The organism is Lactobacillus sp. WILCCON 0149 (assembly GCF_057197965.1).
In genome coordinates this window covers 597,125-622,241 of sequence record NZ_JBUBHO010000001.1, presented here as the reverse complement: position 1 = coordinate 622,241, position 25,117 = coordinate 597,125, and the positions used below count along the sequence as shown (strand labels likewise).

At 50.8% G+C, this 25,117-nt stretch carries 23 protein-coding genes; 4 read left to right on the top strand and 19 right to left on the bottom strand.

What is annotated here, in order from left to right:
* Nucleotides 1-130: 130 nt before the first annotated feature.
* Entirely contained in the window at nt 131-1,066 is a 936-nt protein-coding gene (locus ACYVUV_RS03025) for a dihydroorotate dehydrogenase (protein WP_439775830.1), read from the bottom strand.
* A gap of 268 nt (nt 1,067-1,334) precedes the next feature.
* Here ACYVUV_RS03025 and pyrF point away from each other — a divergent pair, with 268 nt between their 5' ends.
* The 3 genes from pyrF to ACYVUV_RS03010 all read left to right on the top strand — a co-directional run bounded on the left by pyrF (nt 1,335) and on the right by ACYVUV_RS03010 (nt 3,720).
* On the top strand, nt 1,335-2,057 hold the full coding sequence (gene pyrF, locus ACYVUV_RS03020; RefSeq protein WP_279189185.1) for an orotidine-5'-phosphate decarboxylase: 723 nt from the start codon (nt 1,335-1,337) through the stop codon (nt 2,055-2,057).
* Nucleotides 2,047-2,670 carry an orotate phosphoribosyltransferase gene (gene pyrE / locus ACYVUV_RS03015; protein ID WP_439775831.1) on the top strand — a complete coding sequence of 208 codons (624 nt, stop codon included), beginning with the start codon at nt 2,047-2,049 and terminating at the stop codon, nt 2,668-2,670. The genes pyrF and pyrE overlap by 11 nt, the downstream gene beginning before the upstream one ends.
* A gap of 126 nt (nt 2,671-2,796) precedes the next feature.
* Nucleotides 2,797-3,720 (top strand): peptidylprolyl isomerase PrsA, encoded by a 924-nt coding sequence (locus ACYVUV_RS03010; RefSeq protein ID WP_439775832.1) that lies wholly within the window; start codon nt 2,797-2,799, stop codon nt 3,718-3,720.
* 71 nt (nt 3,721-3,791) lie between these two features.
* Here the strand turns inward: ACYVUV_RS03010 and ACYVUV_RS03005 are convergent, their stop codons facing one another.
* The 12 genes from ACYVUV_RS03005 to ACYVUV_RS02950 all read right to left on the bottom strand — a co-directional run bounded on the left by ACYVUV_RS03005 (nt 3,792) and on the right by ACYVUV_RS02950 (nt 18,213).
* Nucleotides 3,792-4,877 carry a prephenate dehydrogenase gene (locus ACYVUV_RS03005; RefSeq protein ID WP_439775833.1) on the bottom strand — a complete coding sequence of 362 codons (1,086 nt, stop codon included), beginning with the start codon at nt 4,875-4,877 and terminating at the stop codon, nt 3,792-3,794.
* Nucleotides 4,878-4,920: 43 nt separating this feature from the next.
* The gene (gene aroA, locus ACYVUV_RS03000) at nt 4,921-6,210 is read right to left on the bottom strand and encodes a 3-phosphoshikimate 1-carboxyvinyltransferase (RefSeq protein WP_439775834.1); all 1,290 of its coding nucleotides are present in this window, start codon (nt 6,208-6,210) and stop codon (nt 4,921-4,923) included.
* A 46-nt stretch (nt 6,211-6,256) separates the two neighbouring features.
* Nucleotides 6,257-6,595, bottom strand: coding sequence for a hypothetical protein (locus ACYVUV_RS02995; RefSeq protein WP_484498976.1), 339 nt, complete (start codon nt 6,593-6,595; stop codon nt 6,257-6,259).
* A gap of 327 nt (nt 6,596-6,922) precedes the next feature.
* Nucleotides 6,923-8,629 carry an RNA-guided endonuclease TnpB family protein gene (locus tag ACYVUV_RS02990; protein ID WP_484498975.1) on the bottom strand — a complete coding sequence of 569 codons (1,707 nt, stop codon included), beginning with the start codon at nt 8,627-8,629 and terminating at the stop codon, nt 6,923-6,925.
* A gap of 146 nt (nt 8,630-8,775) precedes the next feature.
* The gene (locus tag ACYVUV_RS02985) at nt 8,776-9,006 is read right to left on the bottom strand and encodes a hypothetical protein (RefSeq protein ID WP_439775816.1); all 231 of its coding nucleotides are present in this window, start codon (nt 9,004-9,006) and stop codon (nt 8,776-8,778) included.
* Nucleotides 9,006-10,172, bottom strand: coding sequence for a chorismate synthase (gene aroC / locus ACYVUV_RS02980; protein WP_439775817.1), 1,167 nt, complete (start codon nt 10,170-10,172; stop codon nt 9,006-9,008). Before aroC ends, ACYVUV_RS02985 begins: the two co-directional genes overlap by 1 nt.
* A 97-nt stretch (nt 10,173-10,269) precedes the next feature.
* Entirely contained in the window at nt 10,270-10,806 is a 537-nt protein-coding gene (locus ACYVUV_RS02975) for a shikimate kinase (protein WP_439775818.1), read from the bottom strand.
* 379 nt (nt 10,807-11,185) lie between these two features.
* Nucleotides 11,186-12,136 (bottom strand): 3'-5' exoribonuclease YhaM family protein, encoded by a 951-nt coding sequence (locus ACYVUV_RS02970; RefSeq protein WP_439775819.1) that lies wholly within the window; start codon nt 12,134-12,136, stop codon nt 11,186-11,188.
* Nucleotides 12,129-14,555 carry an ATP-binding protein gene (locus ACYVUV_RS02965; protein WP_439775820.1) on the bottom strand — a complete coding sequence of 809 codons (2,427 nt, stop codon included), beginning with the start codon at nt 14,553-14,555 and terminating at the stop codon, nt 12,129-12,131. Before ACYVUV_RS02965 ends, ACYVUV_RS02970 begins: the two co-directional genes overlap by 8 nt.
* On the bottom strand, nt 14,552-15,757 hold the full coding sequence (locus ACYVUV_RS02960) for a metallophosphoesterase family protein (protein ID WP_484498974.1): 1,206 nt from the start codon (nt 15,755-15,757) through the stop codon (nt 14,552-14,554). The genes ACYVUV_RS02965 and ACYVUV_RS02960 overlap by 4 nt, the downstream gene beginning before the upstream one ends.
* A gap of 2 nt (nt 15,758-15,759) precedes the next feature.
* Nucleotides 15,760-16,113 (bottom strand): YlbF/YmcA family competence regulator, encoded by a 354-nt coding sequence (locus ACYVUV_RS02955; protein WP_439775169.1) that lies wholly within the window; start codon nt 16,111-16,113, stop codon nt 15,760-15,762.
* Between the two features lie 42 nt (nt 16,114-16,155).
* Nucleotides 16,156-18,213, bottom strand: a complete 2,058-nt coding sequence (locus tag ACYVUV_RS02950; RefSeq protein WP_439775171.1) for a PBP1A family penicillin-binding protein — start codon at nt 18,211-18,213, stop codon at nt 16,156-16,158.
* A 170-nt stretch (nt 18,214-18,383) separates the two neighbouring features.
* Here ACYVUV_RS02950 and ACYVUV_RS02945 point away from each other — a divergent pair, with 170 nt between their 5' ends.
* Nucleotides 18,384-19,229, top strand: a complete 846-nt coding sequence (locus ACYVUV_RS02945; RefSeq protein WP_439775168.1) for an RluA family pseudouridine synthase — start codon at nt 18,384-18,386, stop codon at nt 19,227-19,229.
* Nucleotides 19,230-19,323: 94 nt separating this feature from the next.
* Here the strand turns inward: ACYVUV_RS02945 and ACYVUV_RS02940 are convergent, their stop codons facing one another.
* The 6 genes from ACYVUV_RS02940 to ACYVUV_RS02915 all read right to left on the bottom strand — a co-directional run bounded on the left by ACYVUV_RS02940 (nt 19,324) and on the right by ACYVUV_RS02915 (nt 25,048).
* Nucleotides 19,324-20,235: a ketose-bisphosphate aldolase gene (locus tag ACYVUV_RS02940; protein ID WP_439775167.1), complete on the bottom strand. Its 912-nt coding sequence runs from the start codon at nt 20,233-20,235 to the stop codon at nt 19,324-19,326.
* Between the two features lie 125 nt (nt 20,236-20,360).
* A complete protein-coding gene (locus ACYVUV_RS02935) occupies nt 20,361-21,065 on the bottom strand; it encodes a L,D-transpeptidase (protein ID WP_439775166.1) in 705 nt (234 codons plus the stop codon).
* Nucleotides 21,066-21,239: 174 nt separating this feature from the next.
* Complete coding sequence (locus ACYVUV_RS02930; protein WP_484498973.1) at nt 21,240-21,776, bottom strand: sortase; 537 nt, start codon at nt 21,774-21,776, stop codon at nt 21,240-21,242.
* 27 nt (nt 21,777-21,803) lie between these two features.
* Nucleotides 21,804-22,604 carry a pilin N-terminal domain-containing protein gene (locus tag ACYVUV_RS02925; RefSeq protein ID WP_484498972.1) on the bottom strand — a complete coding sequence of 267 codons (801 nt, stop codon included), beginning with the start codon at nt 22,602-22,604 and terminating at the stop codon, nt 21,804-21,806.
* Nucleotides 22,605-22,620: 16 nt separating this feature from the next.
* Nucleotides 22,621-23,442 (bottom strand): class C sortase, encoded by an 822-nt coding sequence (locus ACYVUV_RS02920; protein WP_439775163.1) that lies wholly within the window; start codon nt 23,440-23,442, stop codon nt 22,621-22,623.
* A complete protein-coding gene (locus ACYVUV_RS02915) occupies nt 23,432-25,048 on the bottom strand; it encodes an isopeptide-forming domain-containing fimbrial protein (protein WP_439775162.1) in 1,617 nt (538 codons plus the stop codon). Before ACYVUV_RS02915 ends, ACYVUV_RS02920 begins: the two co-directional genes overlap by 11 nt.
* Nucleotides 25,049-25,117 lie beyond the last annotated feature (69 nt).

Here is a 25,117-nt window from a genome sequence, read left to right as displayed (position 1 = left end):
CCAGGAGCCATTTCCCGATTAGGCCCTTATTTCAAAATAAAATTGCCTAAAATCGTTGATAACACTTGACTTAGAGTAGAAAAAGAAATGCCGTCGGTATTTCTTTTTGCTTGTTCTCGATTCTCTTTATTCAGCCTTGTCTCTTATTTGACTGCCACTGGCCAACCAGGCTGGCAACGTCACTTGCGCCCATGTCGGCCAAAACTGTTGGCAGACCGTCAATCACGTGCTTGATGGCCAATTTGTCATGGAAGGCCATGCTGCCGATCTGAACAGCGCTGGCCCCAGCCAGGATGAATTCAGCCGCGTCTTCCGGGCTGTTGATCCCGCCGACCCCGATAATTGGCAGACTGGTTGCCTGCTTGACCTGGGCCACCATGCGGACAGCTACCGGCTTAACTGCTTGACCAGACAAGCCGCCAAAGTCATTGCCTAAAACCGGCCGCCGGGTCTTTAAATCAAGGTGCAGACCCAGCAAGGTGTTGATCAAGGTCAAACCGTCAGCCCCGCCTCTTTCCGCTGCCTGGGCAATTTCCACAATGCTGGTAACGTTTGGCGTCAATTTCACGTATACCGGCAGGTCCACTTTTTCCTTGACCAGACGGGTGATCTTCTCCACCATTTCCGGCACGATGCCAAAAGTCATCCCGCCTTCAGACACGTTCGGGCAGGACAAGTTGAGCTCTAAAGCATCCGGCTTAGCCGCGGCCAGGATTTCAGCAACTTCCACGTAGTCTTCCACGCTTTCCCCGCCAACGCTGGCCAAGATCGGCAGGTCCGGGTGCTTTTCTCTTAAAGCCGGGATCTTTTCACTAGCCACGACTTCAGCGCCCGGGTTGGTCAAGCCAACAGCGTTCATGACCCCGTCTTCTAGCAAGGCAATCTGCGGCTGCGGGTTGCCAGTCCGGGCATGGCGGGTAGCAGTCTTTAAGACAATTGCCCCCATCTCATCCCAGTCGAAATTCTCTGGCAAGTCGCCAAAGGCAAAGGTCCCACTCGCCGGCATTACCGGATTCTTCAGCTTCAAGCCTGGCAGTTCAACAGCCAAATTAACTTCTGCGGTCATTTTTCCTCCCGTGTGACTTCATGTGACTTCTTTAACTTTTCAATTCGCCAAAATTATCCTACAAAAAAATAAAAAAGGCAAGCTGGCCTGACCCTTGATTTTTCAAAAAGTTCGTGATAGTCTTTTGTTAACTGAGCTTTAATTGGTACAGAGAGACCACAAGCACCACAATCTTTTTGGTATGCACGCATTCTGCCCGCCTGGGGTCTCTGTAGACTCTGGCGGGCTTTTCTTTTGCGGTCGTACGCTGTTATTTTAAGGAGTCGCAATGAACAAACCGTTATTTATCGCTTTGGACTATGATGATCAGGAGAAAATGTGGCTGTTCCTCAACCAGCTGAAAGACAAGCAGGGCCTGCACGTCAAGCTGGGGATGGAAATGTTCTACCAGTACGGGCCGGAAATCGTCCGTGATCTGTCCGCCAAGGGCTACCAGATCTTCCTTGACCTCAAGCTGCACGACATTCCCAACACCGTCAAGCGGACGGCCCACCAGCTGGCTGCCTTGGGCGTCTACTGCACGACTGTCCACGCCTTGGGCGGCAAGCAGATGATCCAGGCCGCTAAAGAAGGCTTGATCGAAGGCACCCCGGCCGGCAAGCCGGTGCCAAAGCTTTTGGCCGTGACTGAACTGACTTCAATCTCTGAAGAAGTCTTGAAGAATGAACAGCACTGCTCACTCAGCCTGGCTGACGAAGTAAAGAGCCTGGCCCACCAGGCCCAGGAAGCCGGGGCTGACGGGATCATCTGCTCACCACTGGAAGTCAAGGCGATGAAGAGCGAATTCAGCGACGACTTTATGTTCGTCACTCCGGGCATCCGGCCAAAGAGCTACCAAAAAGACGACCAGGCCCGGGTGGCCACCCCAGCCCAGGCTAGAGAAAACGGGTCAACCGCCATCGTTGTCGGCCGGCCAATCACTCAAGCCGCTGACCCGCAAAAAGCATATGAAGAGATTTTAAAGGATTGGAGCAAGAACGATGCAAAATAACGAAATTATCCGCCAGCTGATCGACAAGAAGATTGTGACTATTTCTCCAGACAAGGACTTTGTCTACGCCAGCGGGATGCACTCCCCGATCTACACTGACCTGCGGCAGACCATTTCCTTCCCGGAACTGCGGCAAGCAATCGCTGAAAACCTGGCAGCCTTGATCAAGAAGGAATTCCCGGAAGTTACGGTCATCGGCGGTGTCGCTACTGCCGGCATCCCGCACGCAGCCTGGGTTGCTCAAGTCTTGAACCTGCCAATGGTTTACGTCCGCTCCAAGCCAAAGGACCACGGCCAGGGCCGGCAAATCGAAGGCCGCCTGTCCATGGACGACCACATCGTTTTGATCGACGACCTCATTTCAACTGGCGGCAGCGTTTTATCTGCCGTTCAAGCAGTCAAGGACACCGGCGCTCACGTTGACGGGGTCAGCTCAATCTTCACCTACCTTTTGCCAGACGCTGACGAAAACTTCAAGAAGGCCGACACCAAGTTTGCCCCGCTTTTGAACTACCGGGAACTGATTGAACAGGAAATTGCCGAAACGGTCAGCGAAGAACAATATAAGGAATTGTTGGCTTGGCACCAGGATCCTTGGAACTGGAAGCGGTAAGAGCAGGTAAAGAAATTCCTAAGAAAGGCGGATTTTTTCATGAACTTTGCCTCCAGGAACTCTATAGCTGGAAAAATATGTTATATTAGTAACCAGTACGTATGAAGGATGTGGAGATTTAATTTTATGAAAAAACATTTGAAGAAAATCGCCGTTTTGGCAGGTGCCGCAGCTATCGGTCTGTCCACTGCCGCTTGCTCAAGCAGCTCAGCTACTGTAGTTAACTACAAGGGTGGCAAGATCACTCAGGACGAATACTACGAAGCTATGAAGGACACTTCAGCCGGCCAATCAACTTTGGTCAGCCTGATCATCTACCGCACGCTGAAGGCCCAATACGGTGACAAGGTATCTTCAAAGAAGATCGACGCCGAATACAACAAGTACAAGAAGCAATACGGCTCAAGCTTCAGCACTGTTTTGAGCTACAGCGGCTTGACTACCAAGTCATTCAAGCAAAACCTGGCTACCAACTTGTACTCAGTTGCTGCTTTGAAGGACTTGAAGAAGCCAACCACCACGCAAGAAAAGAACTGGTGGAAGAGCTACCACACCAAGACCACTGTTCAGCACATCGTAGTTGCCAAGAAGTCAACTGCTGAAACTGTCATCAAGAAGCTGAAGAGCGGCACCAGCTTTGCTACTCTGGCTAAGAAGTACTCAACTGACACTGCTACCAAGAACAAGGCCGGCAAGCTGTCAGCCTTCGACTCAACTGACACCAGCTTGAGCAGCACTTTCAAGTCAGCTGTTTGGAAGCTTAAGGAAGGCGAATACACTACCACGCCAGTTAAGACTTCATCCGGCTACGAAGTCATCAAGGTTTTGAAGACCACTGAAAAGGGCTCATACACTAAGAACAAGAAGTTCATCGACAAGCAGCTCTACGCTAAGTGGGCAGCTGACTCCAACACTATGACCAAGATCATCAGCAAGGTTCTGAAGAAGGCCAACGTCAACATCAAGGACAAGGACCTCAAGGACAAGAACCTGCTGGCTAACTACCTTGGCACTTCATCATCATCTAGCTCATCATCAAGCTCAAACTAATGAGAGCTGACGATTAGATGATAAAAAAGACTCGATTCATTTGAATCGGGTCTTTTTTGTTTGCTTCGCTACTACTTTTTCAGCTCATAAGCGGCCAGGATTTCCTTGGCCTGCTGGCGGTCTGCCTCTCTGGCAAAGGTCAATTGCAGGACCCCGTCGATTTCTTCTCTGATTTCCAAAATCTGCAGGCTGACGATGCTGATGCCGGCTTCTGCCAGCAGGCGGGTCACGTCGGCTAAAGCGCCAACTTGGTCGGGAATATTGACGAAGAGGTCGTAGTGACCTGGCGCTGCTCCGACCTGGTCTGGCCCCAGCTTGTCCCGGCTGATTTTGGCCTTTTGGAAAAAGTCGTAAAGGGCAGCCTTATCTCCTGCTTCAATTTCCCTGGCCACTTTCTTGAGCTCAGCTTGAAATTCAGCCAGCTGCTTTAAAATGTCCTCTGAATTGTTCAAAAGAATCTGGCTCCACATGGTCGGATCTGATGAAGCAATTCTGGTGATGGACTTAAAGCCCCCGGCAGCCAGCCTGGTTCCCAGCGGCTGGCCAGCAAAAGTCTCTTCAGTCTGGTTGACCAGACCGGCAGCGATGATGTGCGGCAGGTGGCTGATTTGCGCCACAATCTTGTCATGTTCTTCTGCCGTCAGCTGCAGCCATTTCACTCTAGTGGCTTTAAGCAGGTCTTCTAATTCAAGCAGCCTCTTTTCTGCTGCTTGACTTGCAGGAATCAAGAAGTAAAAAGCATTCTCAAAGAGCAAGGCCCGACCTGCCCAAGCCCCAGTCTTGTGCGACCCGGCCATGGGGTGGCCGGCAATAAAGTCGATTCCTTTTTGGCTTAAAGCCTGTGCTTGGTCGACAATTGCCTGCTTGACTGAGCCGACGTCAGTTACCAGGACTCCCTTTTTCAGCTCCATCTGGCTCAATTGCCTGATATCGGCCTTTATGGCGTCAACCGGGCCGGCCAAAATGATGTAGTCCGCCCCTTCTGCCCCTGCTAAGCCTGGCAGCATCTGATCGGCCAATTGCTGGCTTAAGGCGTATTCCTGGGTTTTAGGATCGGGGTCAGAGGCCAAAATCCGGTAGTCTGGATGCCCCTCTCTGATTGCCCGGGCCAGGGAGCTGCCAATCAGTCCCAGGCCCTTGATAAACACTGTCGTCATTGCTTTTTTCCTTCTGTTTTAGCTTTTGCTTGATGCCTATTGCTTACCTAACCAGCTTCTCCAAGTCACTGAAAAAGCCCGGGTAAGACACGGAGATGCTGCCTTCATTAGCCAGCTTAAGTACCTGCTTGCTCTTTAAAGCTGCGATGGCTGCCATCATCCCCAGCCGGTGGTCTCCGTGGCTGTCCAAGGTAGCATCTTTGACCTGCCAGTTTTTCCGGCCCTTGATGATCATCCCATCCGGCAGTTCAGTGATTTCCACGCCCAGTTTGCCCAATTCCTGGCTGACCGTCTTGATCCGGTCAGTCTCCTTGACTCTGAGCTCCTCTGCTCCCCGGATCTCGCTAGTTCCGTCAGCGCATGCCGCCAGGAGCGCCACCAGGGGCAGTTCATCGATGACAGCCGGAATATCTTCCGCCGTCAGCTTGACTGGAACCAGCTGGCTGGTCTCAATCGTTAGATTACCCAATTCTTCTCCCTTGCTTGGCACTTGTTCGATGGCAATTTTTGCCCCCATCTGCTCTAAGACCTTGACGATCCCCGTTCTGGTCGGGTTGAGGTTGACGCGGGTTAAAGTAACTTTTGAATTTGGCACGATGGCCCCGGCCGTCAGCCAAAAAGCGGCTGAAGACATGTCGCCGGGCACTTCTACTTCCTGGCCGGTCAATTCTTGGCCGGGCTGGACATGGATGGTCAAGTTGTCCGCCTCTGTTCTTATATCAGCGCCAAACTGCTGCAGCATGATTTCAGTGTGGTTTCTAGTTGGCAGCTTTTCAATGATGGTTGACGGGCTATCTGCTGCCAGCGCCGCGAAGATGGCCGCGCTTTTGACCTGGGCGCTGGCGACTTCCAGCTGGATTTCTGCCCCATGCAGCTTCTGCCCCTTGACCGTGGCCGGCAAGGTCCCGGCCGGACTCAAGGCAATCTCTGCCCCGAACTTAGCCAAGGGCTGGCTGACCCGCTTCATCGGCCGCTTGCTTAAAGAGGCATCCCCGATCAATTGGCTGGCAAAAAAGCTGCCGGCCAAAATCCCCATTAAAAGGCGAGTCGTCGTGCCGGAATTGCCCATATCTAAAGCTTTATTCGCTGGATTGAGCCCCCTTAAGCCTTGCCCGTAAACGACTAGTTTTTCCCCTTCCCGGTCAATTCTTACCCCCAGGTCTCGGAAGGCCTTGACTGTGGTCAAGCAGTCCTGGCCGGGCAAAAAGTGCTTGATCCTTGTCTCACCTTTGGCTAACGCTCCCAGCATCACGGCCCGGTGGGAAATGCTTTTGTCGCCAGGAACGGTTAACTGGCCAGAGAGGCCATTTGGGGCCATCGCTAATTCTTTCATGCTTTGTTCTTTCTGTTTTCTGTCTTTTTATTTTTGCTAAATTTTACTACTTAATCTGGTAGACGCACCAGACCATGGGAATTTCGATCCGGGCGAGGACTTTTTCAAAAGGCCGCAGGGTCACGTTCTGCTCATTGGTCAAAACGTACTGCCCCCGCCGGCGGTATTCCTGGTAGGCCAGGTACTTGCTGGGACAGGTCACGACTTCCGCGTCCGGCACGTACTGGAGCAGCAGCTTGGCCACGGCGGCATGGGTAAAGGCCAAGTGGTTGTGGACATAGGAATTTTCCAGAAGCAGCATGGGGTTCAAGTTCATGACAAAGGCTTCTTTTAAACCCAGCTGCTTTTGGTAGAGGTAGTGCATGTCCCCCGAATTCAAAAACATATCCATTAATATTCAAGTGAACACTAATGAACATATTCTTGTCCTCTAGCTGAAGCTAGAGGATTTTTTTAGGCTTTTTCACGGGGAAATGCCTTGTGCGCTCAGTTGTATGTACCTCCACTAAAGTTTCCCTTAGCTTCTGATACTTTTATCATACGCACAGTCAAAGAGTTCGCCATATTTTGCTTAACAAAGCCCGAAGACTCAGTCTCACAAAACGGGCAGGAATATGTCCTAAGTTTCCCTAGTGCCGAGGCTCCAGGGCAGCGCCCAGTCCGCGACTTGAAGCAGGGACGAACCCACGCTTGTGACGCTTTGATTGATAGACTATGCCATCAGCAACTGTTTGTTTGCGTAACGGTCTTCAAGAATCAACTTAACATTCTTGTATGGCATATATTTCGTTATTTCTTTATCATCCGCTCTTTGCAAAATATTTACCGCTGCTGCTGTATTTGCGTTCATTTCTCCACAGTTTGGGCAGACGGCTGTTTCATGATGTGCACCTTTTCTTTCACTGAAATGCGCACCACATCTTGGACAGAACTGAGACGTATATGCTGGATTAACGTCAATGGTTTGAATTCCCAGACCAATACATAAATATTCGATACGCTTATCCAGTCTTCCTTTAGTCCATGACGACAACTTTCGTCTCAGTTTGGCTTCATAGCGGTTTGATGCTTTAGGCAATTTCTCTTTAGTAAAAGTCAGATCTTCCTTGACAAGAACATCTGGATCTTCTGCCACAAACATCTGTCTAATGCTTGTGTTCATCACCCGCTCCATGTTGCGCTTCTTTCTTTCATGTTGGCGGTGGTAGAGCTTGCTGCCAAGATGGTGTTCTTCAAGACGGGCAATTTGGCGCTCAAGACTTCCAATGCGGTGTTTGATACGTTTCTTTGTCTTAGCTGAATAATCCTTGGCTAACTTTTCCTGCAAAGCAGACTTTTCTTCTCTTAATTCCTTGGCTAACTGGATGTATTCATTGCGATTTGTATTGCGGTCATTGCACCGCTCAACTTCAGCGCCTACCAGCTTGCTGAAATCTGCTCCATATTCTTGATCACTGCTGCATGAGATGAGAGTTGCCAATCCTTTATCCATACCCAGTTTCTTCCGTGGCTTGCGGATCTCATGAGCAACAGCTTTAATAGCACGATGAACTTCCAGCCGCTTCTTGTCTCGATCAAGAATGAGCTGGATATCGCCACGTTTCTTCTTATTGGCATAGCAGTATGGTCCTGTCAGCTTAAACTGCTTTTTCTTTCTGCATTTTGCCGTCATGATTTCTAGGTAGCTTGAGCCATCTTTTTCAACAACTCTCCACATCATTTCGTCACAGAGCATGCATCGTGCTTCTGTTGAATGAGGGTAGGGTTTATGTTTTCTGGTGAGACGTCTGATATATCCAAAACAGTGCCGAAGCTGCTTCTCGGATAAAGCGGCTCTTAGTGCAGGATACTGGCTCATTTCTTCATTTGGCTGTGCTTCATTCTCACGTCTCTGCAGAACGAGCTGCCAGTAATACGGAGAAGTGAAGACGTAATTGAGATAATGGCGCTCAGCATTAGCCAGTGCATCGTTAGCTTGAACCATCCTTTTCAGTTTCAAGCCAAGATTTGACCACATGGAATTGAGATTCATGCACACATCTTTAACCGCTTCTGTTACATGCCGGCCCTGAATTCCAAACTGCTCGCTCAGAAGCTTTTGCTTTGAGAGTCTGACCGTTCTTGAATCGGGAGATTTCAATCCTTGAGCTTTATTCTTCTTATAGGCCTTTTTCCAGTCTTTGACCGCTTTGCGGGCTTTCTTGATTTCACCGTCATGCTCGCGGATTTTATCTCTAGGGCCATACCAGTTAGCAACATCAGTCATGTGATTGATGCCGCACAACTGTGAATAAAGGAAGTCTCTGCATTTGCCGTAAGCAGTGAACAGCTCATCCAATTCTTTTAGTTCGTCACCAGTTAACTTTACAGTATAAGCTCTGACTGTCTTAGTTTGGGTTCTTCTCTTTTTTCTGGTCATTTTTGGAAGCGACTTTCTTTTTACGATCTTATGTTCGCGTCTAGCCGTATTATATCACAACAGCTCGTCCAAATACATTGATAACATGACCTAGAATAGAAAAAGACTACAAATAAGCATTAGTAGTCTTTAATTGTTATTTTTGACTATATATTTTTACAGCTGCTGACTTCCCAGGCCAGGCCCAGTTTCTGGGACTGAAAAGCTGCCGGGATCAAGAGATAGTCACCAGATAAGTCCGCCAGGTTTGCCAAGATGTCCTCAAAGCTAGCATGGCCGATGATTCCGATATCTGCTTTATCTTGCATTTTTTCCCGGTAAAAAACTGCCGCCTTCCAGCTGTCGGTTGCCTCCAGCCCTAACGTGTGCAGCCGCACTAGTATTCCCGGCATTCCTGCCGGTAGCGGGCCAATTCTTCCTGCAGGCGCTGCAAATTGCTGGATTCAAACTGCTCGCAGATGGCCTTGGCCAGTTCCAAAGCGATCACGCTTTGGATAACCAGGGAGGCCGCCACGATTGAGGTCGTGTCTGACCGCTCAATGCTGGCCAGATGCTTTTCCTTGGTATTGATGTCCACCGTCTGCAAAGGCTGGTAGAGGGTCGGAATCGGCTTCATGGCTACGTTCATGACTAGCGGCATCCCGTTGGTCATTCCTCCTTCAAAGCCGCCCAGGTGGTCGCTGAGGCGGGTAAAGCCAGTCCCCTTTTCCCAGTCGATCTGGTCCATGACCTGGCTGCCGAACTTGGTCCCCAGTTCAAAACCGTCCCCGAAGCTGACCCCCTTCATGGCATTGACGCCGACAGCGGCCGCGGCCAGCTTGGCGTCTAATTTCGTATCCCAGCTTACGTAACTGCCCAGCCCCGCCGGCAAGCCAGTTGCCACCAAGCGGATGATCCCGCCCAAGGTGTCGCCCTTTTCCTTGGTCTCTGAAATCAGCTTATGCAAATCTTCCACCTTGTCCTGGTCGATGACGTGCATGTCATTTTGAAAAATCTTTTCCCGGATCTCACTAACGTCCAGGGGCTTTTCTGAATCAGCCGCAACTTGCCCGACTTGTGCCACATAAGCCACCAAGTCGATATCCAGCTGCCGCAAAAACTGCTGAGCGATATTGCCTAAGGCTACCCGCAGGGTGGTTTCTCTGGCTGATGACCGCTCCAAAACATTGCGCAAATCCCGGTGCCGGTACTTCATCCCGCCGACCAAATCGGCGTGGCCTGGCCGCGGGTGCTCGAGTTTCCGCTGGGAGTTTTCCGCCGTTTCTTCAGCAGTCGGCGACATGATCTCACCCCAGTTGCCGTGGTCCCGGTTTTTGACCACCAAGGCTACCGGCCCGCCCAGGGTCACCTGGTGGCGGACCCCGCCAACGAATTCAACCTGGTCTTTTTCGATTTTTTGCCGGTCGCCCCGGCCAAAGCCTCCCTGCCGCTGGCTTAAAGCAGCGTTGACTTCGGCAATGTCGATCTTCAGGCCCGCCGGCAGGCCTTCAATAATCGCCGTCAATTGTGGTCCATGGGATTCCCCCGCGGTTAAGTAGTACATGTGAGCTCCTTTGTTTTTATGCCTTATCTTCTATGTTTTCTCTTTTTACTTTTTTCTTTTTTGCTATTAGCTTTTTCTTCAACAATCATGCCAAAAGTTAACGGACAGCCGTCATGAGCTTGCCTTCTTCATTCCAGGCCTGGCAGAAGTCCAGGATCTGCTGGCAGATTTCTTCCGGGCTTAAGTGGTCGGTCTGGATCTTCAAATTGGCCACCTGCTCGTATCTTTCCTGCCGGCTGGCCTTGAGCTTGGCCATGCCCTCTACGTCCAGGCTGTTGGCAAGCGGGCGATTCTTGTCATTGCCGATCCTGTCAACAATAGTCTCGATCTCCGCGTCCAAAAGGATTACCGGAGCACCGGAATTGATCAAGCAAGCGGCGTTGTCGTCCCGCATCGGGGTCCCGCCCCCGGTCGTGATCACCGCGTCTTGGTTGATGTTGTCTACTAAAGCCCGGTGCTCGCAGAGGCGGAAGTGGTCTTCGCCGAATTTGGCAAAAATTTCCGGGATGGTCATCCTCTCTCTTTCAACAATGGCCTGGTCTAAGTCGATCTGCAGCTGGTTTAACTTTTTCGCCAGCAAATCGCCAACCGTCGTTTTCCCGCATGCCATGAAGCCTACTAATACAATTCTCATCTTGTCCACTCTTTCTAAGCTAAAAAATAAAAACCACCTGTTTTGGAAGACGTCTCCAATCCAGATGGTTGCAAATTCTATAAAGAGTGGGCCCTTGCCCTCAGCCATGCTAGATTGAATTTGTATCTAGCAGGCTCAACAAACATTGGCTAGCTGAGATACGAACGTCTCGCGTCCGTATCCGCGGACGCTTTAGTCGAAATAAGCATAGCCATAAAAGAAACTAGTCATGTTTGTCTTGAGCAAGTTCATTGTTAGATCCTCTCTTTTAAATGATTGTTTGATTAAAAATATTAAAACATCTCTCATTGATTCTGTCAAGCTTTTAAGCAAAAAAGTCAAACAGCGAGAGTGGAAAATAGAAAAAGAAGGATATTTCCTATCTTTCCTGCTTAGGCCGGTAATAACGGCGGCCGTCCTGGGACAAAAGCGGCGGGGTAAATTCTCCCGGCTTGGTCGTGGACAGTTCAGTCGTGATGGCATTGACCGCCGCGTCCAGGTCGTCGATCCGGTGCAAAAGCTCTGCTTCAAGAAGCGCCGGCAGTTTTGGTGACCCGTACTCATAGCGGCCATGGTGGGATAAGACCATGTGCCGCAGTAAAAGCAGGTCTTCACTGGCCAGGTCGATTCCCAGTTCCTGGGCGGCCAGCATCAGCTGCTCGTCGATCAAAACCAGGTGGCCAACCAAGTTGCCTTCTGCCGTGTACTGAGTCGCAACAGGCCCCGACAATTCCAGCACCTTGCCCATGTCGTGCAGAATGCAGCCGGCATAAAGAAGCGACCGGTTGACGGCAGGATAATTGTCAGCTAAGCCTCTGGCGTCTTTCAGCATGGTCAAAGTGTGGAAGGCCAAGCCGCCCTTATAGGCGTGGTGGTTAGACTTGCCAGCCGGATAAGCGAAGAAGCGGCTGGACCACTTTTTCAAAAGGAAGTCCACCAGGTCATGCCAGTGCTTATTGTCGATCTGAGCCACAAAACCCTTGATCTCCTTCTCCATCTCAGCTGGCTTTTCCGGAGCAGAGGCCACCAATTGGCTTAAGTCCACCTGGTCATCTGGGCTGACCGGATGAATGCTGAAAAGCTTGATCTGGTCATGGTTGTGGTAGTCCTCAATCATCCCTGAAGCCTCAACCACCGTACCGGCATTGAAGCGGCTGGCGTCTTCTGCCTTGGCCTGCCAGTAATTGGCCCGGATGCTGCCAGAAGAGTCGGCCAGCTGCATGAGCAGGTAGTGCTTGCCCCTCTTGTCTTGGCGCAGCTGGGAATTCTTGACCATCAAGACCAGATCAAATTCTTCCCCTTCATTGTAATCGAGCAAACGTTTAAGCATTTTGCTCCCCCTTCTTATATCTGATTGGCGCAGCACTGACGGCTTCAGCCAAGTCTTCTCTGGCCGTAAAGACCAGGATCTGCTTGTCCTCGCTCATCTTCTTGAGCATGTCCACAATGTAGCCGGTCCGCGGGCCGTCGAAGTTGACGAATGAATCGTCGATCAAGACCGGCAGGTCGATCTTGTCCTTGATCTGCATGACAAAAGCCAGTTTCAAGGCAAAATAGAGCTGCTCTTGAGTCCCCCGGGACAGGTAGGCCAGAGGGATCTTCTTTTTGTCTTTTCTGACCACCTTAAGCGGGGTCTTCTTGGACAATTTGGCTGGCAAAAGGATTTCCCGGTAGCGGCCGCCAGTCAGAATTTCCAGGTATTCCTGGGCTAATTTCAGCATCTTCGGGAAGCGGTCGTTTGAGGCCAGATCCAGGGTCCGGCCAATGACTTCCCCGGCTAACAGGCTGGCCAGGTAGTCCTGGCTGTCTCTTCTGAAGCTGTCGGCAATTTCAGCCAGCATCTGCTTGTCTTCAGCTACCTGGCTGGAAGAAGCGTAGCGCTTTTCATCCGCCAAAAGGTTGGCCATTTCCTGTTGGCGGGCTGAGACGGCTCTTTGCTTATCAGCCAGCTCTTTTTCCAGCTCTTGCTTTTGCCCCAGCAATTTTGCAGAATCCAGGCCATTTTCTTCAAAAGCCGCTAACTGGTCACCCAAGTTATTCTTTAAAGCGGTAATCTGGGCGGCCAGGGCCTTTTGCTCCTGTTGCTTTTTGGCCAGGGCCTGGTAGCCTGCCAAGTTTTCCACCCCGGCAGTCTGGTAGATGGCCAAAAGCTGCTCAGTTAAATCACTAATCTGCTTTTGGTAGTTCAAGTTGGCCGCCTTGACCTCCTGGCTGGCCCGTAGAGCCGCGCTCTCAGCTTCCACCTGCTCTTCCAAGCGGCCCAGCTGCTGGCCGATAGCCGCAATATCGCTGCCTTGCAGGCCCAATTGCCGGGCCAGGTCAGCGGCCTTCCCCTCTTTATTGGCGAGTTCTGCTTGACTATTTGCCAAGTCCCGCCGGTTGATGGCCAGGTCCCGGTAAGGGGCAAGCAAGGAGTCGACCTTAACGCTGGCATCGATGCCGTACTTTTCCTTAAAGGCGCTAGCCTTGTCTGGCCCCTTGGCAGGCTTTTTGAAGTAGGCATAAGCCGCTAAAGCCGCGCCGGCAAGGATTAACAATATTGCCAAAATCCGGTTTTGCCCGATCAAAGCCAGACCAATTACGGCCACGATCAAGCCGACATATGGCGGCAGGGTCTTAGGCGCGGCTTCAGTTTTTTGGCTTTCTTCCCAGTCAGCCTGCATCTGCTGGAACTGGTCCATGGATAAATCAGCCACTTGGTCTAAATGCGGGGTCAGTTCTAAGAGGCTGGCCTGCTTTTCTTCCAGCTGCTTGACCTGCTGCTTGAGCATTTCCAGGCTCTGGCTGATTTGCCCCAGTTCCTGCCGCCAGGCCCGGACCTGGTCCTTTCTTTTGGCCAAAAGGGCTGGGTCAACTGCTGCTTTTTCTTCCTTGATGGAAGCCTTGAGGGCCTTGATCTGGGCATTAAGGTCCAGGGCCTTTTGGTAGAGCTCCTGGTCAAAAGCTACCGGGCTGACCTGCTTTTTAAGGCCTAAATAAGTCTGGTAGTTTTTCACCTGCTCCAGCTGCTTGTCCAGCTTACTTAACTGGCCATTTACTTCCTGGACTTCTTTTTCCAGCTTTTTAGCTTCTTTTTCTTCAGCCAGCCGCTGGACTTCCAGCTGCTGGTAGGCGTCGAATTCCTGGCCATCAGAAGCGACCTTATCTCTTTGCTCAGCCAATTTGAGCAAGTCCTGGTTGACCGGGGCCTTTTTCCCGCTTGGCTTGAAGAGGTCTTTGGCTTCCTTGTCAAAGTCGGCTCGGATGGCCAAAAGCTGGCTGCTCTGGGCTGCCCCCAGATAGTAGATGTTCTCCAGGATTTCGCCTTCAGACAAGGAGCTGACCTGGCGGAGGAGGTCTTCGTTAAAGATAAAGCTTTCCGCGTAAAAGCTCCCATCAATGTTTTGAATCTGGTCGTAAAAGACGCTGGCTGGGAATTCCTGGCCGTTTAAGAGGACCTTGACTGCCCCGGTCTTGCTCTTGTCCCCCTTGCTCCAGGTCCGCTCCAGGGTGAATTCTCCTTCACCGCTGGCAAAGACCAACTGGCCCCCCATCGGGTAGCTCTTGGTCAGGGGTTCATAGTCTTCAAAAAAGACTGAGCTGGTGTTTTTCAAATTGAAGCCAAAAAGGATCTGCTTGATGAAGGCCACGGTCGTACTCTTGCCGGCTTCATTGCCCCCGAAGAAGGCCGCTAAATTGCCCTCTGGCAGGTCAAAAGTCTCCTGGCTGAACTGGCCGAAATTGTAGATTTGAATCTGCTTGAGTCTCATTCTTCTCCCCCAGTCATTGCCTGCAGGCGGCTGGCCAGCTTGACAGCCACCAAGTCCCTGACCTGGCCGCGGAATTCCTCGTCTTCTAAAAGGCGGCGGGCATATGGGTCCTTCTTGGCCCAAGAAGCGGCCAGCTGCTGGATTTTCTCGTCGGTCAGAACTTCTTTTTCAGCAGCGGCCAGGGCTTCCCGGTCGCTGTTGTTGAGGCTGACCAGGCCCCGGATGGATAAACGGACGTCAACCAATTGTGATGGCGCCAAAGCCGCGGACAGGCCGGCCCAGGCCTCCTGGTCCTGCCAAAGGTCGAGCTCTTCACTGGTCAAATATTCTGAGCCCGAAATCTTCAAGCTGAAATAAGTCTTGCCTTGACTGTTTTTTTGCAAAAGCTCCAGGGCTTTAGCATGCAAATTGCTTTTGTCAATTGCCTGGTCCAGTTCTAAAGTCAGCTGCTTCCAGGTAATTGGAGCCGTCTGGACAAAAGTCAAGCTGGTCTGCCCGCTGGTCTCATCGACTTCAGCCAAGTAGCAGCCCTTCTCTCCAAGTTCGCCGACATCCCGGCCTTGGATGTTGCCGGGGTAAACGATCAGCGGCTTTTGACTTAAAATTTGCCGGGCGTGGATGTGGCCTAGGGCAAAGTAGTCATAGCCCAGCTCCTTCATCTTGCTTAAATCGAAAGGAGCGTAGACATTCCCGCTAGCCGCTCTTTGGGCCGCGTGCATAAGACCAATTGTATAGCCCTCTTTTTCCGGGAACTGACCCAGCATGTCTTCTTCAATGTGGTTCTGGCTGTAGGAAAAGCCGGTCACGTTGTAGGAGAAGCCATTTTTAGTCTTGAAAAATTCCCGGTCAACTTTTTCCTGGTCGCCCAACAGGCAGAAGTATGGGCTGTTTTCGACCAAAAGATCCTGCCGGGTCATGTAGTCGTGGTTGCCGAAAATCATGACCACTTGGATCTGGGCGTCAGTCAGCCGCTTTACCTGCCGGGCTAAAAAGAGCTGGCTGGCCGGAGAGGGCTTGTTTGAGTCAAAGGTGTCGCCGGCGATTAAAACCAGGTCGACCTCTTCTTTTAAGGCCAGGTCCACGATCCGGGTCAAGGACTGGGCTGCTGACTGGCGGATTTCAGCATATTCCCTGTTTGGCAAAAAAGATAGTCCACGAAATGGGCTATCTAAGTGCGCGTCAGCTAAATGAATGAATTTCATGATTAGGCTTTTCTCAAATCCTCATATGCTTCAGACAAGGGCTGGCCGATATTCTTTTGTACGTCATTGAGCAGGGTGTAAACTGCTTGTTCTGCCAAGAGCATATTTTGCAAGGTGGTGTTTTGGCCGACCCGTTCGTTCAAGCTCTTGAAGTGGTCTTGCTGCTCTTCAGTCAGTTCCTTGCCAGTTTGCTGAGCTTCCATGATTTCCATTTGGGCAGCGTCCAGTTCCTTGAACAAGGCAAGGCTGTCAGCATCTGCCTTAACGGCGTCCATGGCTTGCTTCAAAGCAACAAACTGTTGGGTTTCCCGCAAGTCGTTAGCTAATTGGTTGGCAGTGTCGTAAATGTTGACCATTTTTTCTTTTCTCCTTTTTTATTCCATAAAAATACTGTTTGCTTATTTTCCAGTAATCTTATTGTACCATGACTGAATCGTTGATTCGGCATTCTTTACGCCATCGCTGATCGATTCTTTCAGCTTCTGACTCCAGCCCGATGAACTTGACGAAGAGCTGGAAGTTCCGTTGCTCTGGGCCATGGAATCGGCCGATTGGACGGTGAAGCTGGTCTGCTTGCTGTAAGGCAAAATCCTGGTCATTTCGTCCTTATAAAGGGTGGTGATCCCGGTTTCAGAAATCCCCTGCATGTAGTGGTTCTTGTCGGTTGTGTCAAAGCCGACCCAGGTAGCCACGACCACGTCCGGGGTGTAGCCGACGATCCACTGGTCCTTGGTCCCGTATGCAAAAGATACTTCAGTAGACCCGGTCTTGCCGGCTACTGAGTAGCCGGCTGGTTTGGCGTTAACGGCTGTCCCGGAAGTGAAGACGCTGAGCAGCATCTGGGTCATCTCCTTGGCCGTGTCAGCTGAAATGATCTGGCTGGTCCCGGTATTATTGTTTTCCGCGATCACGTTACCGCTGGCGTCAGTGATCTTGGTAATCATGTAAGAGCTGTCCGGCAGCTTCCCGCTGTTGGCAAAAGCCGAGTAGGCCCGGGCCATCTGCAAGGGACTGACCCCGGTGGAAACCCCGCCCAAGGCCAGGGCCAGGTTCTGGTCGCTCTTTGAGACGGTAATGCCAAACTTCTTCAAGTAGCTGACCCCGGTGGAAACCCCGATCTTGTTTAAAAGCCAGACAGCCGGGACATTCTTGGACTGGGCCAGGGCCTGGTACATTGGAATCGTGGTCGAATATTGGTTGTCGACGTTGACCGGCTCATAGCCGTTCTTGCCGAACTTCTGCCGTTTGTTGGAGAGATCTGAGTCATAGTGGTAGCCGTTCTCCAAAGCCGGCGCGTAGACGGCCAGGGGCTTGATGGCACTGCCGGGCTGGCGCTGCATCTGCGTGGCCCGGTTGTAGCCTCTGAAGACGTGCTTGCCGCGTCCGCCGACCAGGGCCTTGACTGCCCCGGTTTTGGGGTCCATGGCCACGCTGGCTCCTTGGGCCCGGGAGGTGCCGGCTGGGTTGGTCGGAAAGTTGTATTTATTCTTGAAGCTGGCCTGCATGGACTTTTGGTAGTTTTGGTCCAGGGTCGTGTAGATCTTCAACCCCTTGCTCATGATCTCGTTTTCGCTGAGGCCATACTTGCTGATGGCTTCAGAGATGACGGCGTCAAAGTAGTAAGGGTACTTGTAGCCGCTGGTGGCCTTGTAAGTGTCGACCAGGTTCATCCCCTCTTTTTTGGCCTGGTTGGCGGTCTTCTGGCTGATGGACTTGTTGTCGACCATCAGCTGCAGGATGAGGTTTCTTCTGGAAACTGAGTGCGAGAGGGAATCGATTGGGTTGTAGTAGGAAGGGTTCCGCAAAATGCCGGCCAAGGTTGCCCCTTCAGCTACCGTCAATTGGCTGGCGTTCTTGCCGAAGTACTTGCGGCTGGCGTCCTGGACCCCGTAGACCCCGTTGCCAAAGTAGGCATTGTTGAGGTACATGGCCATAATCTGTTTTTTAGAATAGACCTTGGTCACCTGGATGGCGTAGAACATTTCTTCTACCTTCCGGGACAGGGTCTGCTGCTGGGTCAAAATGGAGTTCTTGACCAGCTGCTGGGTGATGGTCGACCCGCCCCCGGCGATATTGCCGCCGTGGATGACATAGCTGACCGCCGCCCGGAGAATGCCTTTCGGGCTGATCCCGATGTTGGTCCAGAAGGTCCGGTCTTCGGTGGCGACTACGGCCTTTTGGACATTGGGGGAAATCTTGCTCAAGCTGACATAGGTCCCCTTGCCTGAAGACACGGATCCGGCCTTTTTGCCATTCTGGTCATAGATGACCGTGGTCTTGGCCAGGGACGCCTGGAGGTTGGACAGGTTGGCTGTTTTGACTTTAAAGGTATAATAAGAAGATACAGCTAAAAAAAGGCTCAAAACGATCAAAATCAACCATCTTATCAGTTGGAAGCGGTAGTTGATCCTTTTCAGCCATCCCCACAAGCCCTTTTTGGGCTGGGAGTCGTTCATTTGTTTACGCGCTTTGCGCCTGTTTTCCATTGATATCTGCTCCTTCGTTAGAACATAGTCTAAACAGTTTGATTTTAACATAAAAGCTGCCCGCGGCTATCTTCCGAGAAGCAAGTTATCCATTTCTTAATTGCGCTAATAAGGTTTTTAGAAAGAAAATAAATCCCGTCATGATCTATCATTTCAGCTTAATCTATCCCGCAGACCGTCCTCCCGTCTCTGTCAGCGACCTTCTAAGGCAGCTCTTGATTCCCCGCAAGTGGCGGCACTATCTAAGAACTGAGAAGCAGGTTTTAGTCAATGGCCAATACCGCAGCTTTAACCAACTGGTCAAGGGCAATGAAAAAGTTGACCTCTACTTAGACCAGGTGGAATCCCTCCAGGGGGACTACCCGGCCAGTGGAAAAATGCCAAAAGTCGTCTATGAAGACGAAAATGTTTTAGTCATTGACAAGCCCAAGGGGCAAAAGACCCACCCCAACCAAGGCGAAAACGGGACTGCCCTTAATGACTGCGCCAGCTACTTAGGCTACAGTCCCTATATCGTCCACCGGCTGGACATGCTGACGGGCGGGCTCTTGCTGGTCGCTAAAAATCCCGCTGTCGTCCCGATCTTAAACCGGCAGCTGACCAGCAAGACTTTAAGACGAGACTACCTGGCCACGGTTGATTTAAACAAAGCAATACCTAATAGCGGCACGATTGACCTGCCGATCGGGCAAGACCCGTTTGATCAAAGAAAAAGGCAGGTCAAAGCTGACGGCTTAAAGGCGGTCAGCCACTTCCAGGTCTTAGAAAAAGACGAGGAGAAAAAGCAGGCTAAACTGCTGGTAACTTTGGAAACCGGCCGGACCCACCAGATCCGGGTCCACTTGTCGGCCTCAGGCTGGCCGATCGTGGGTGATCCCCTCTACAACCCAAATTTTGCCGGCGAAGACTTAGCTTTAACCGGCTGGCAGCTGACCTTTGTCAAGCCCTACAGCTTTGACCAGGTTACAGTTAGATTGGACAAATGACAGCAAAAATTTAATAAGAACAAAAGAAAAGGCCCTGTAGCAGCAAATGCTGTTACAGAGCCTTTTCACATGAAGAAAATTCTGAAGATTCAGATTATTCTTCGTTAAGTGAGCTTCTGTCGAATGAAGCGTCAGCTTCCTTGTCGTCGATTGATGGAGTACCCATCCAGCTGATCATTTCCTTCATTGAGTCAGTGATAGCTTCAGTACCTGGCAAGAGCAGCTTACGTGGGTCGTAACCCTTCTTGCTCTTGTCTTGGTCCTTGCCTTCTTCGATGTACTTGCGAGTAGCTTCTTGGAATGCAAGTTGGAATTCAGTGTTGATGTTGATCTTTGAGATACCCAAAGAAATTGCCTTTTCGATTTGGTCTTGAGGAATACCTGAACCACCGTGCAATACAAGTGGAGTTTCAGGAACAGCTTCAGCGATTTCCTTAAGACGGTCGAAGTTCAAGCCGCTCCAGCCTTCTGGGTAAACACCGTGGATGTTACCGATACCGCAGGCAAGCTTGTCAACGCCAGCAGCTACGAAGGCCTTAGCGTCTTCTACTGAAGCAAGTTCGCCGGCACCTTGGTTTTCACCGATCTTGCCGATTTCAGCTTCAACAGAAATGCCGCGTTCGTGAGCCAGCTTGATGATTTCCTTGGTCTTGGCCAAGTTTTCTTCAGTTGGCAATGCGTGACCGTCGAACATAACGCTTGAGTAACCAAGCTTGATACATTCAACAGCTGAGTCGTAGTCACCGTGGTCCAAGTTCAAGATAACTGGAACTGAGATGTTCATTGAGTCCATTGAGTCTTCTACCAAGTCCTTAACGAGCTTGTAGCCACCCATGTACTTAGCAGCACCAGTTGAAACTTGAATCAACAATGGAGTTCTGGTTTCTTCAGCACCACGAAGAAGAGCGCGGGTCCATTCCAAGTTGTTAGTGTTGTAGGCACCAACAGCGTAGTGTTCCTTACGAGCCTTCTTAAAAATGTCATTACCGTTAACGAAATAAGCCATAAAAATACCTCCTAAGCTTCTTACGACTCTATTGTACCCAATAATGAATATTTGAGCAAACAAATTCTTGCCTGTAAGCGCTTTATACCAAAAATATTTGTGTTCGCTTTCTCTATGCGGAATTCCTAGCGCATTTTGAGGACAACCTTGCTGCCAACAGGCAGGCCGCCGCTCAGCCTTTGCTCATAGAGCCACTTGGCATCGCTGACCGACAAACGGACGCAGCCATGACTGTCCGGTTTCTTGCCCAGGGTAGTCAAGTGAGCTCCGCCCTTGTAGCCATAGTTGTACTGGCCAACTTTAACCCCGGAGCCAAAATTGTTGATCGGGACTGAGTGGAAAAGGTAGACCCCGTGCTGGTGGTAGGAAACATAGTAGCGGGCCCCTACCCCGTTGCTGTTGTAAAAGACCTCACCAGCTTCTTCTTGGATCCGGTAGTTGCCGACCGGGGTCCGGCTTTCGCCGTTTTTCTTGATCGCGCCCGGGGAAGCATACATGGTGTAAATGACTTTCTTGCCGGACATGACATAGGCCCGGGCCCCGAGGATAGAGACGCGGATCCAGACATTCTTATACTTGGCAAGGTCAGGGTACTTGCGCTTGGTTTCGCTGGAGTACAGGTAGTAGCGGCCGGTCATCGGACGCATGTCGCTTGGGTCAGCGTAGGGTCTGTTGTTCTCTTTCTTGGCGACCCGCTCCTTCTTAGGGGGATGCTCCTGGACCTTGCTTTTGCCGCCGACTTCCGGCAGGGGCTCAAAGACTGGAATGATCATCAAGCACGCGATTATGGCAATCAGCAGCATTCCGATACGTTTATGGGCCTTGTTCATCAATTACACTCTTTTCCTAATCTTCTTTTTATAACTCTGCAACCGCCAGCAAAGCGATTTCACAAAGGATTAAGTTTATTATCTTACAAATCACATGAAAAACCTAGTCAAACCACTTCAGTTTGCCCGAAATTTAAAGAAAAAGCAATCCAAAAAGGATTGCTGCGTGAAATCTTATTTGATTTGTAATAAATGACATCTGACTGTAAAACGGGTCGTGCCGTCATAAGTACATGTGAATAGGCTGAGGTCGTACTTACTGCGGACCATCTTGCTGATGGCGGTCGGCTGCAGGACTTCCATTTTCTGAACCTGGTAGACGTAACGCTGGCCAGTTGCGGCTTCAAAATAAATCTTGTCGCCGACTTTCAGCTGGTTCAAGCGGCCAAAGTGGTTCACGAAATTGTGCCCGGCCACGGTCCAGTCCCGGTCTTCTGCCGTCCCCGTATAAGTCGCCGGAGATACTTCCAGCTGGCTGAAGCGCCACTTGCTAGCTACCGGCAGGGTTAAGTTCAAAGTCGGGAAATTGAGATAACCACTGTAGGCTGTTCCGTTGACTTTAATCGTGCTCTTGCTTGATTTCTCAGTCTTTGGCGTCTGCTCGAGCGTCCGGACGATTGCCTTGGCAGAACTGCCGGCGCGGTAGTCTTCAATTAGGTTGTGAGCCAGCAATAAGCCGGCCAGCAAGATAAAGATGGCTCCTAGCGCCATTTTGATTCTGCCCTTTTTTCTCATCTTTTACCCTTTCTTCTGATCAGCCCAGCCCCAGACAAACAGGGTGAGGCCCGCCAAAGCAAAGAGTGGGATCGGCCAGTTCAATTGCCCGGTCTGCGGCAAGCGCGGAGTTTGCGGCAAAGTCGGGACCGTGCTGCCTGTCGGTGTCTTGCCATTGCTCTTGCTGGTCTTCTTCTTAGCCGTAATCGTTGGCGTGCCTGGGTACTGCGGCTTGCTTGAAACCTTTCGGTTACTTGAGCTTAAAGAAGACGGCGTACTTGGCGTATTAGGTGTGGCCGGATTAGACGGCGTCTTCTGGGTGTCCTTTGGTTGAGCTACGATATTATTAACCGTCTGCCCGTCAATTGTATATGGCAAGACCAGGCAGAAGGGGTTGATCTTCTCATAGCCAGCAGCGCTGGTCGTTTGCACTACCAGGTAAACCGCGTTTGACTCCAGGTTGATTGAGGCATCCCCGCTGGATGAAATCTCAGTTGTCTGCGCGCTGAGCTGCTTGTCAGCAACATAATTAGCCAGACTGCGGGCAAAATTCGCCGACATAATCTCATTTTGCGACATGCCCGCAATATCCTGGCTCATTTCGGCAAAGTCACTGGTATATTGATACTTTTTCGCTGAATCAAGCTTGGCAACTTGATAAACCACTAAATTCCCGCCGGAAATCGCCTTGCCAGTCTTCTGGTCCCGCATCTGCACTGTCAATGAGCCAGTATCAGCTGCTTGAACAGGATTGACCACGGCAAAAGCTAAAAACAAGCTGAGCAAGGCAACTAACAAGCCAACTTTGTTCGACTTGGAAAGCAAGCTGTCCACCCTCCTTCTATTTATGTCTTTCTTGCCTGTGTTCCTTTATCAGCTGGCCCAGCCAAATAAGAACCAGGAGGAACATCAAGGCTACTACACTATAGTATACAACTTTTTTAAGCGGCAAATGGAAGGCATCCTTGGTCTTCTCTGCCGGATTCTTGACCCTGACTCCCCTGATCAAAAGCCGCTTGGTATTGATCCCGTAAGGAGTGCAAGTCAGCAAGGTGCAATAGTCCTTGCCTTTAACAACTTTCAAATATTTAGAGCTGTCCGGCTTGACGACATGAATCGCGTCGACTTTATAGCTGATCTTCCGGTCTAAAACAGTCACTGTAAAATGGTCACCCAGTTTGAGCTCATCCAAGTCCGTAAATAGCGTCGCGCTGGGCAGGCCCCGGTGGCCGACCAAAACCGCGTGGGTCGACTTACCGCCAATCGGCAAGCTGGTGCCTTCCATATGACCGATCCCATCCCCCAGGACTGCCTTGGCCGTGCCATGATAAATCGGCAGATGGACCCGGATCTTGTGAATATCGACATAAGCCATCACGTCTGTTGATGGCACCACCAGGTCTTGCCAGTAGCCGGGGATAATTTTGGGATGATAAAAGGCGGCTGGCGTTTGAGCTAGCCGCCTATTATACTTTCTGGCCTTGGCAAACAAGTTGGCTTTCAGCCGCTTGTTTTGCCTGGCCGCCAGCTTCGCGTAGGCGTCAGCCTTCCGGCCACTGTTTTGAGTATTGAAGTGGTCGCTGACGATTGGGTACAGGGAGATGGCAAAGCCGGCCAAAATGACCACTAAACGAATGATCAGCGTATTTCTCTTAGTTTGCACGCTTCTTCTTCAAGCTTGGAGCTGCGATAGCGGCAATAACCACCAGGGCACCTGCTGCCAGGAAGATGTAGCGGCCCATGCCACCAGTGCTTGGCAGAACGAAGGCGCTGTCGGACTTGTTGTTCACAGTGGTTTCGATGACGCCTGAAGCCGTGTCAGCTGACAAGGCAGAGTTATTAACAGACAGTGAAGTCAAAGCAGCATCAGCAGAGTTTTGCTTGTCAAAAGTTGCTGAAATCTTGAATTCGATGTCGTCAGCCTTCTTGTAGCCCTTTGGCACCGTGCTTTCGACGATCTTGTATTCACCCTGGTCAAGACCGGAGAATTGGAACTTGGTCCCGTCAACGATCTTGGCAACAATGCTGCTGTTGTCAGTAGTCTTGTCTGGGTTGATAGTAGCGATAGTCTTGTAAGTGTCGCCATCCTTCTTTTGCAGGGTAAAGCCCGCTCCAGTCAATGGCTTATTGCCGTTACCAGTCTTGTTGACTACCAGTTCGTAAGTGTAAACCTTGGCATTCTTGTTGGTAGTCGTACCAGTACCGTTGCTGTATGGGTTGTTGGAGTAAGTCAGCTTAACATTGTTGACGTTGCCAGCTTGACCGACTACGGCGTTTTCGTTCAGCTTGGTGTTGTAAGTTACGACGATGGTGTCGCTAGTCTTAACCGTGCCAGCTTCAACCAGCTTCTTAAGGTCAGTCAATTCAACCTTGAAAGTGGTGCTGCCGTCGTTGTTCTTAGTAGTAGTTACAGTGTAGTCGGTACCCTTGGTCAATTTAGTAGCGCCAGTAGCGTTGATCCCCTTAGCATAACCAGAAGTTACGTTTTCAGCTTGAACAACGATTGAGCTTTCGTCCAAGGTCAAGCCCTTTGGCAGGGTGTCAGTAAAGTAGTAAGTGTAGTTGTCGTATGACTTGATTTGGCTGGAGATGGTCCCAGTAACCATAAATGGAACAGTGTCGCCAATGTTGTAGTCAGTAGCGTCTACATAGTCTCTTGAGCTAGTAGCACCCGGGTTGCCTTCCAGAACCTTCTTGTGAACAGTTGGAGTGGTGGACTTAACGTTCAGAGTCACGTCCTTGTTAACCAGGCCAGTCAGCAGAGTTGCTGAGTAGTTGTGCGGGTCACTTGCATTGTCCGCGGTCGCGTCAGCCAGCAGGTAGTAACCGGCGTTGTCAGTAGACAGGGTGTTTTCCCCGCTCTTGAAGGTCTGGTCAGCTTCCAGCTTGGCTGAACTGATCCCCTTGTAGGCAGCGTCAGCGAACTTCCGCAAGGTTGCGTCTTCACCCGCAGTTGAGTTGTCTGACTTGGAGTGAGCCTTGATGAAATCCTTCAAGCCATCAAAGTCGCTGACGGTTTTACCGCTGGCGTCACTTGCGGCCTTTAAAACGATGTCCTTGTACTTGCTGTTTAAAGTGTAAGTTACGGCATCGTCAGAACCGACTTCAGCCTTCAAAAGCTGATAGCCATTGTACTTTGAATCAGTACCGTTGATTGTTACCTTGATTGAACTGGCCGCGTGGACAGTCTGCAGGCTGGCCGGAATGGCAGCGAGCAGGCCGAACAGCAAAACCAGGGCGCTGAACAGGCTGCTCAGCTTTCTCGTCATTTTACTAGTCATGTTTTCCTAACCGAATCATAAAACTTACTAAATCTTGATAATCACATCAGTATTGGT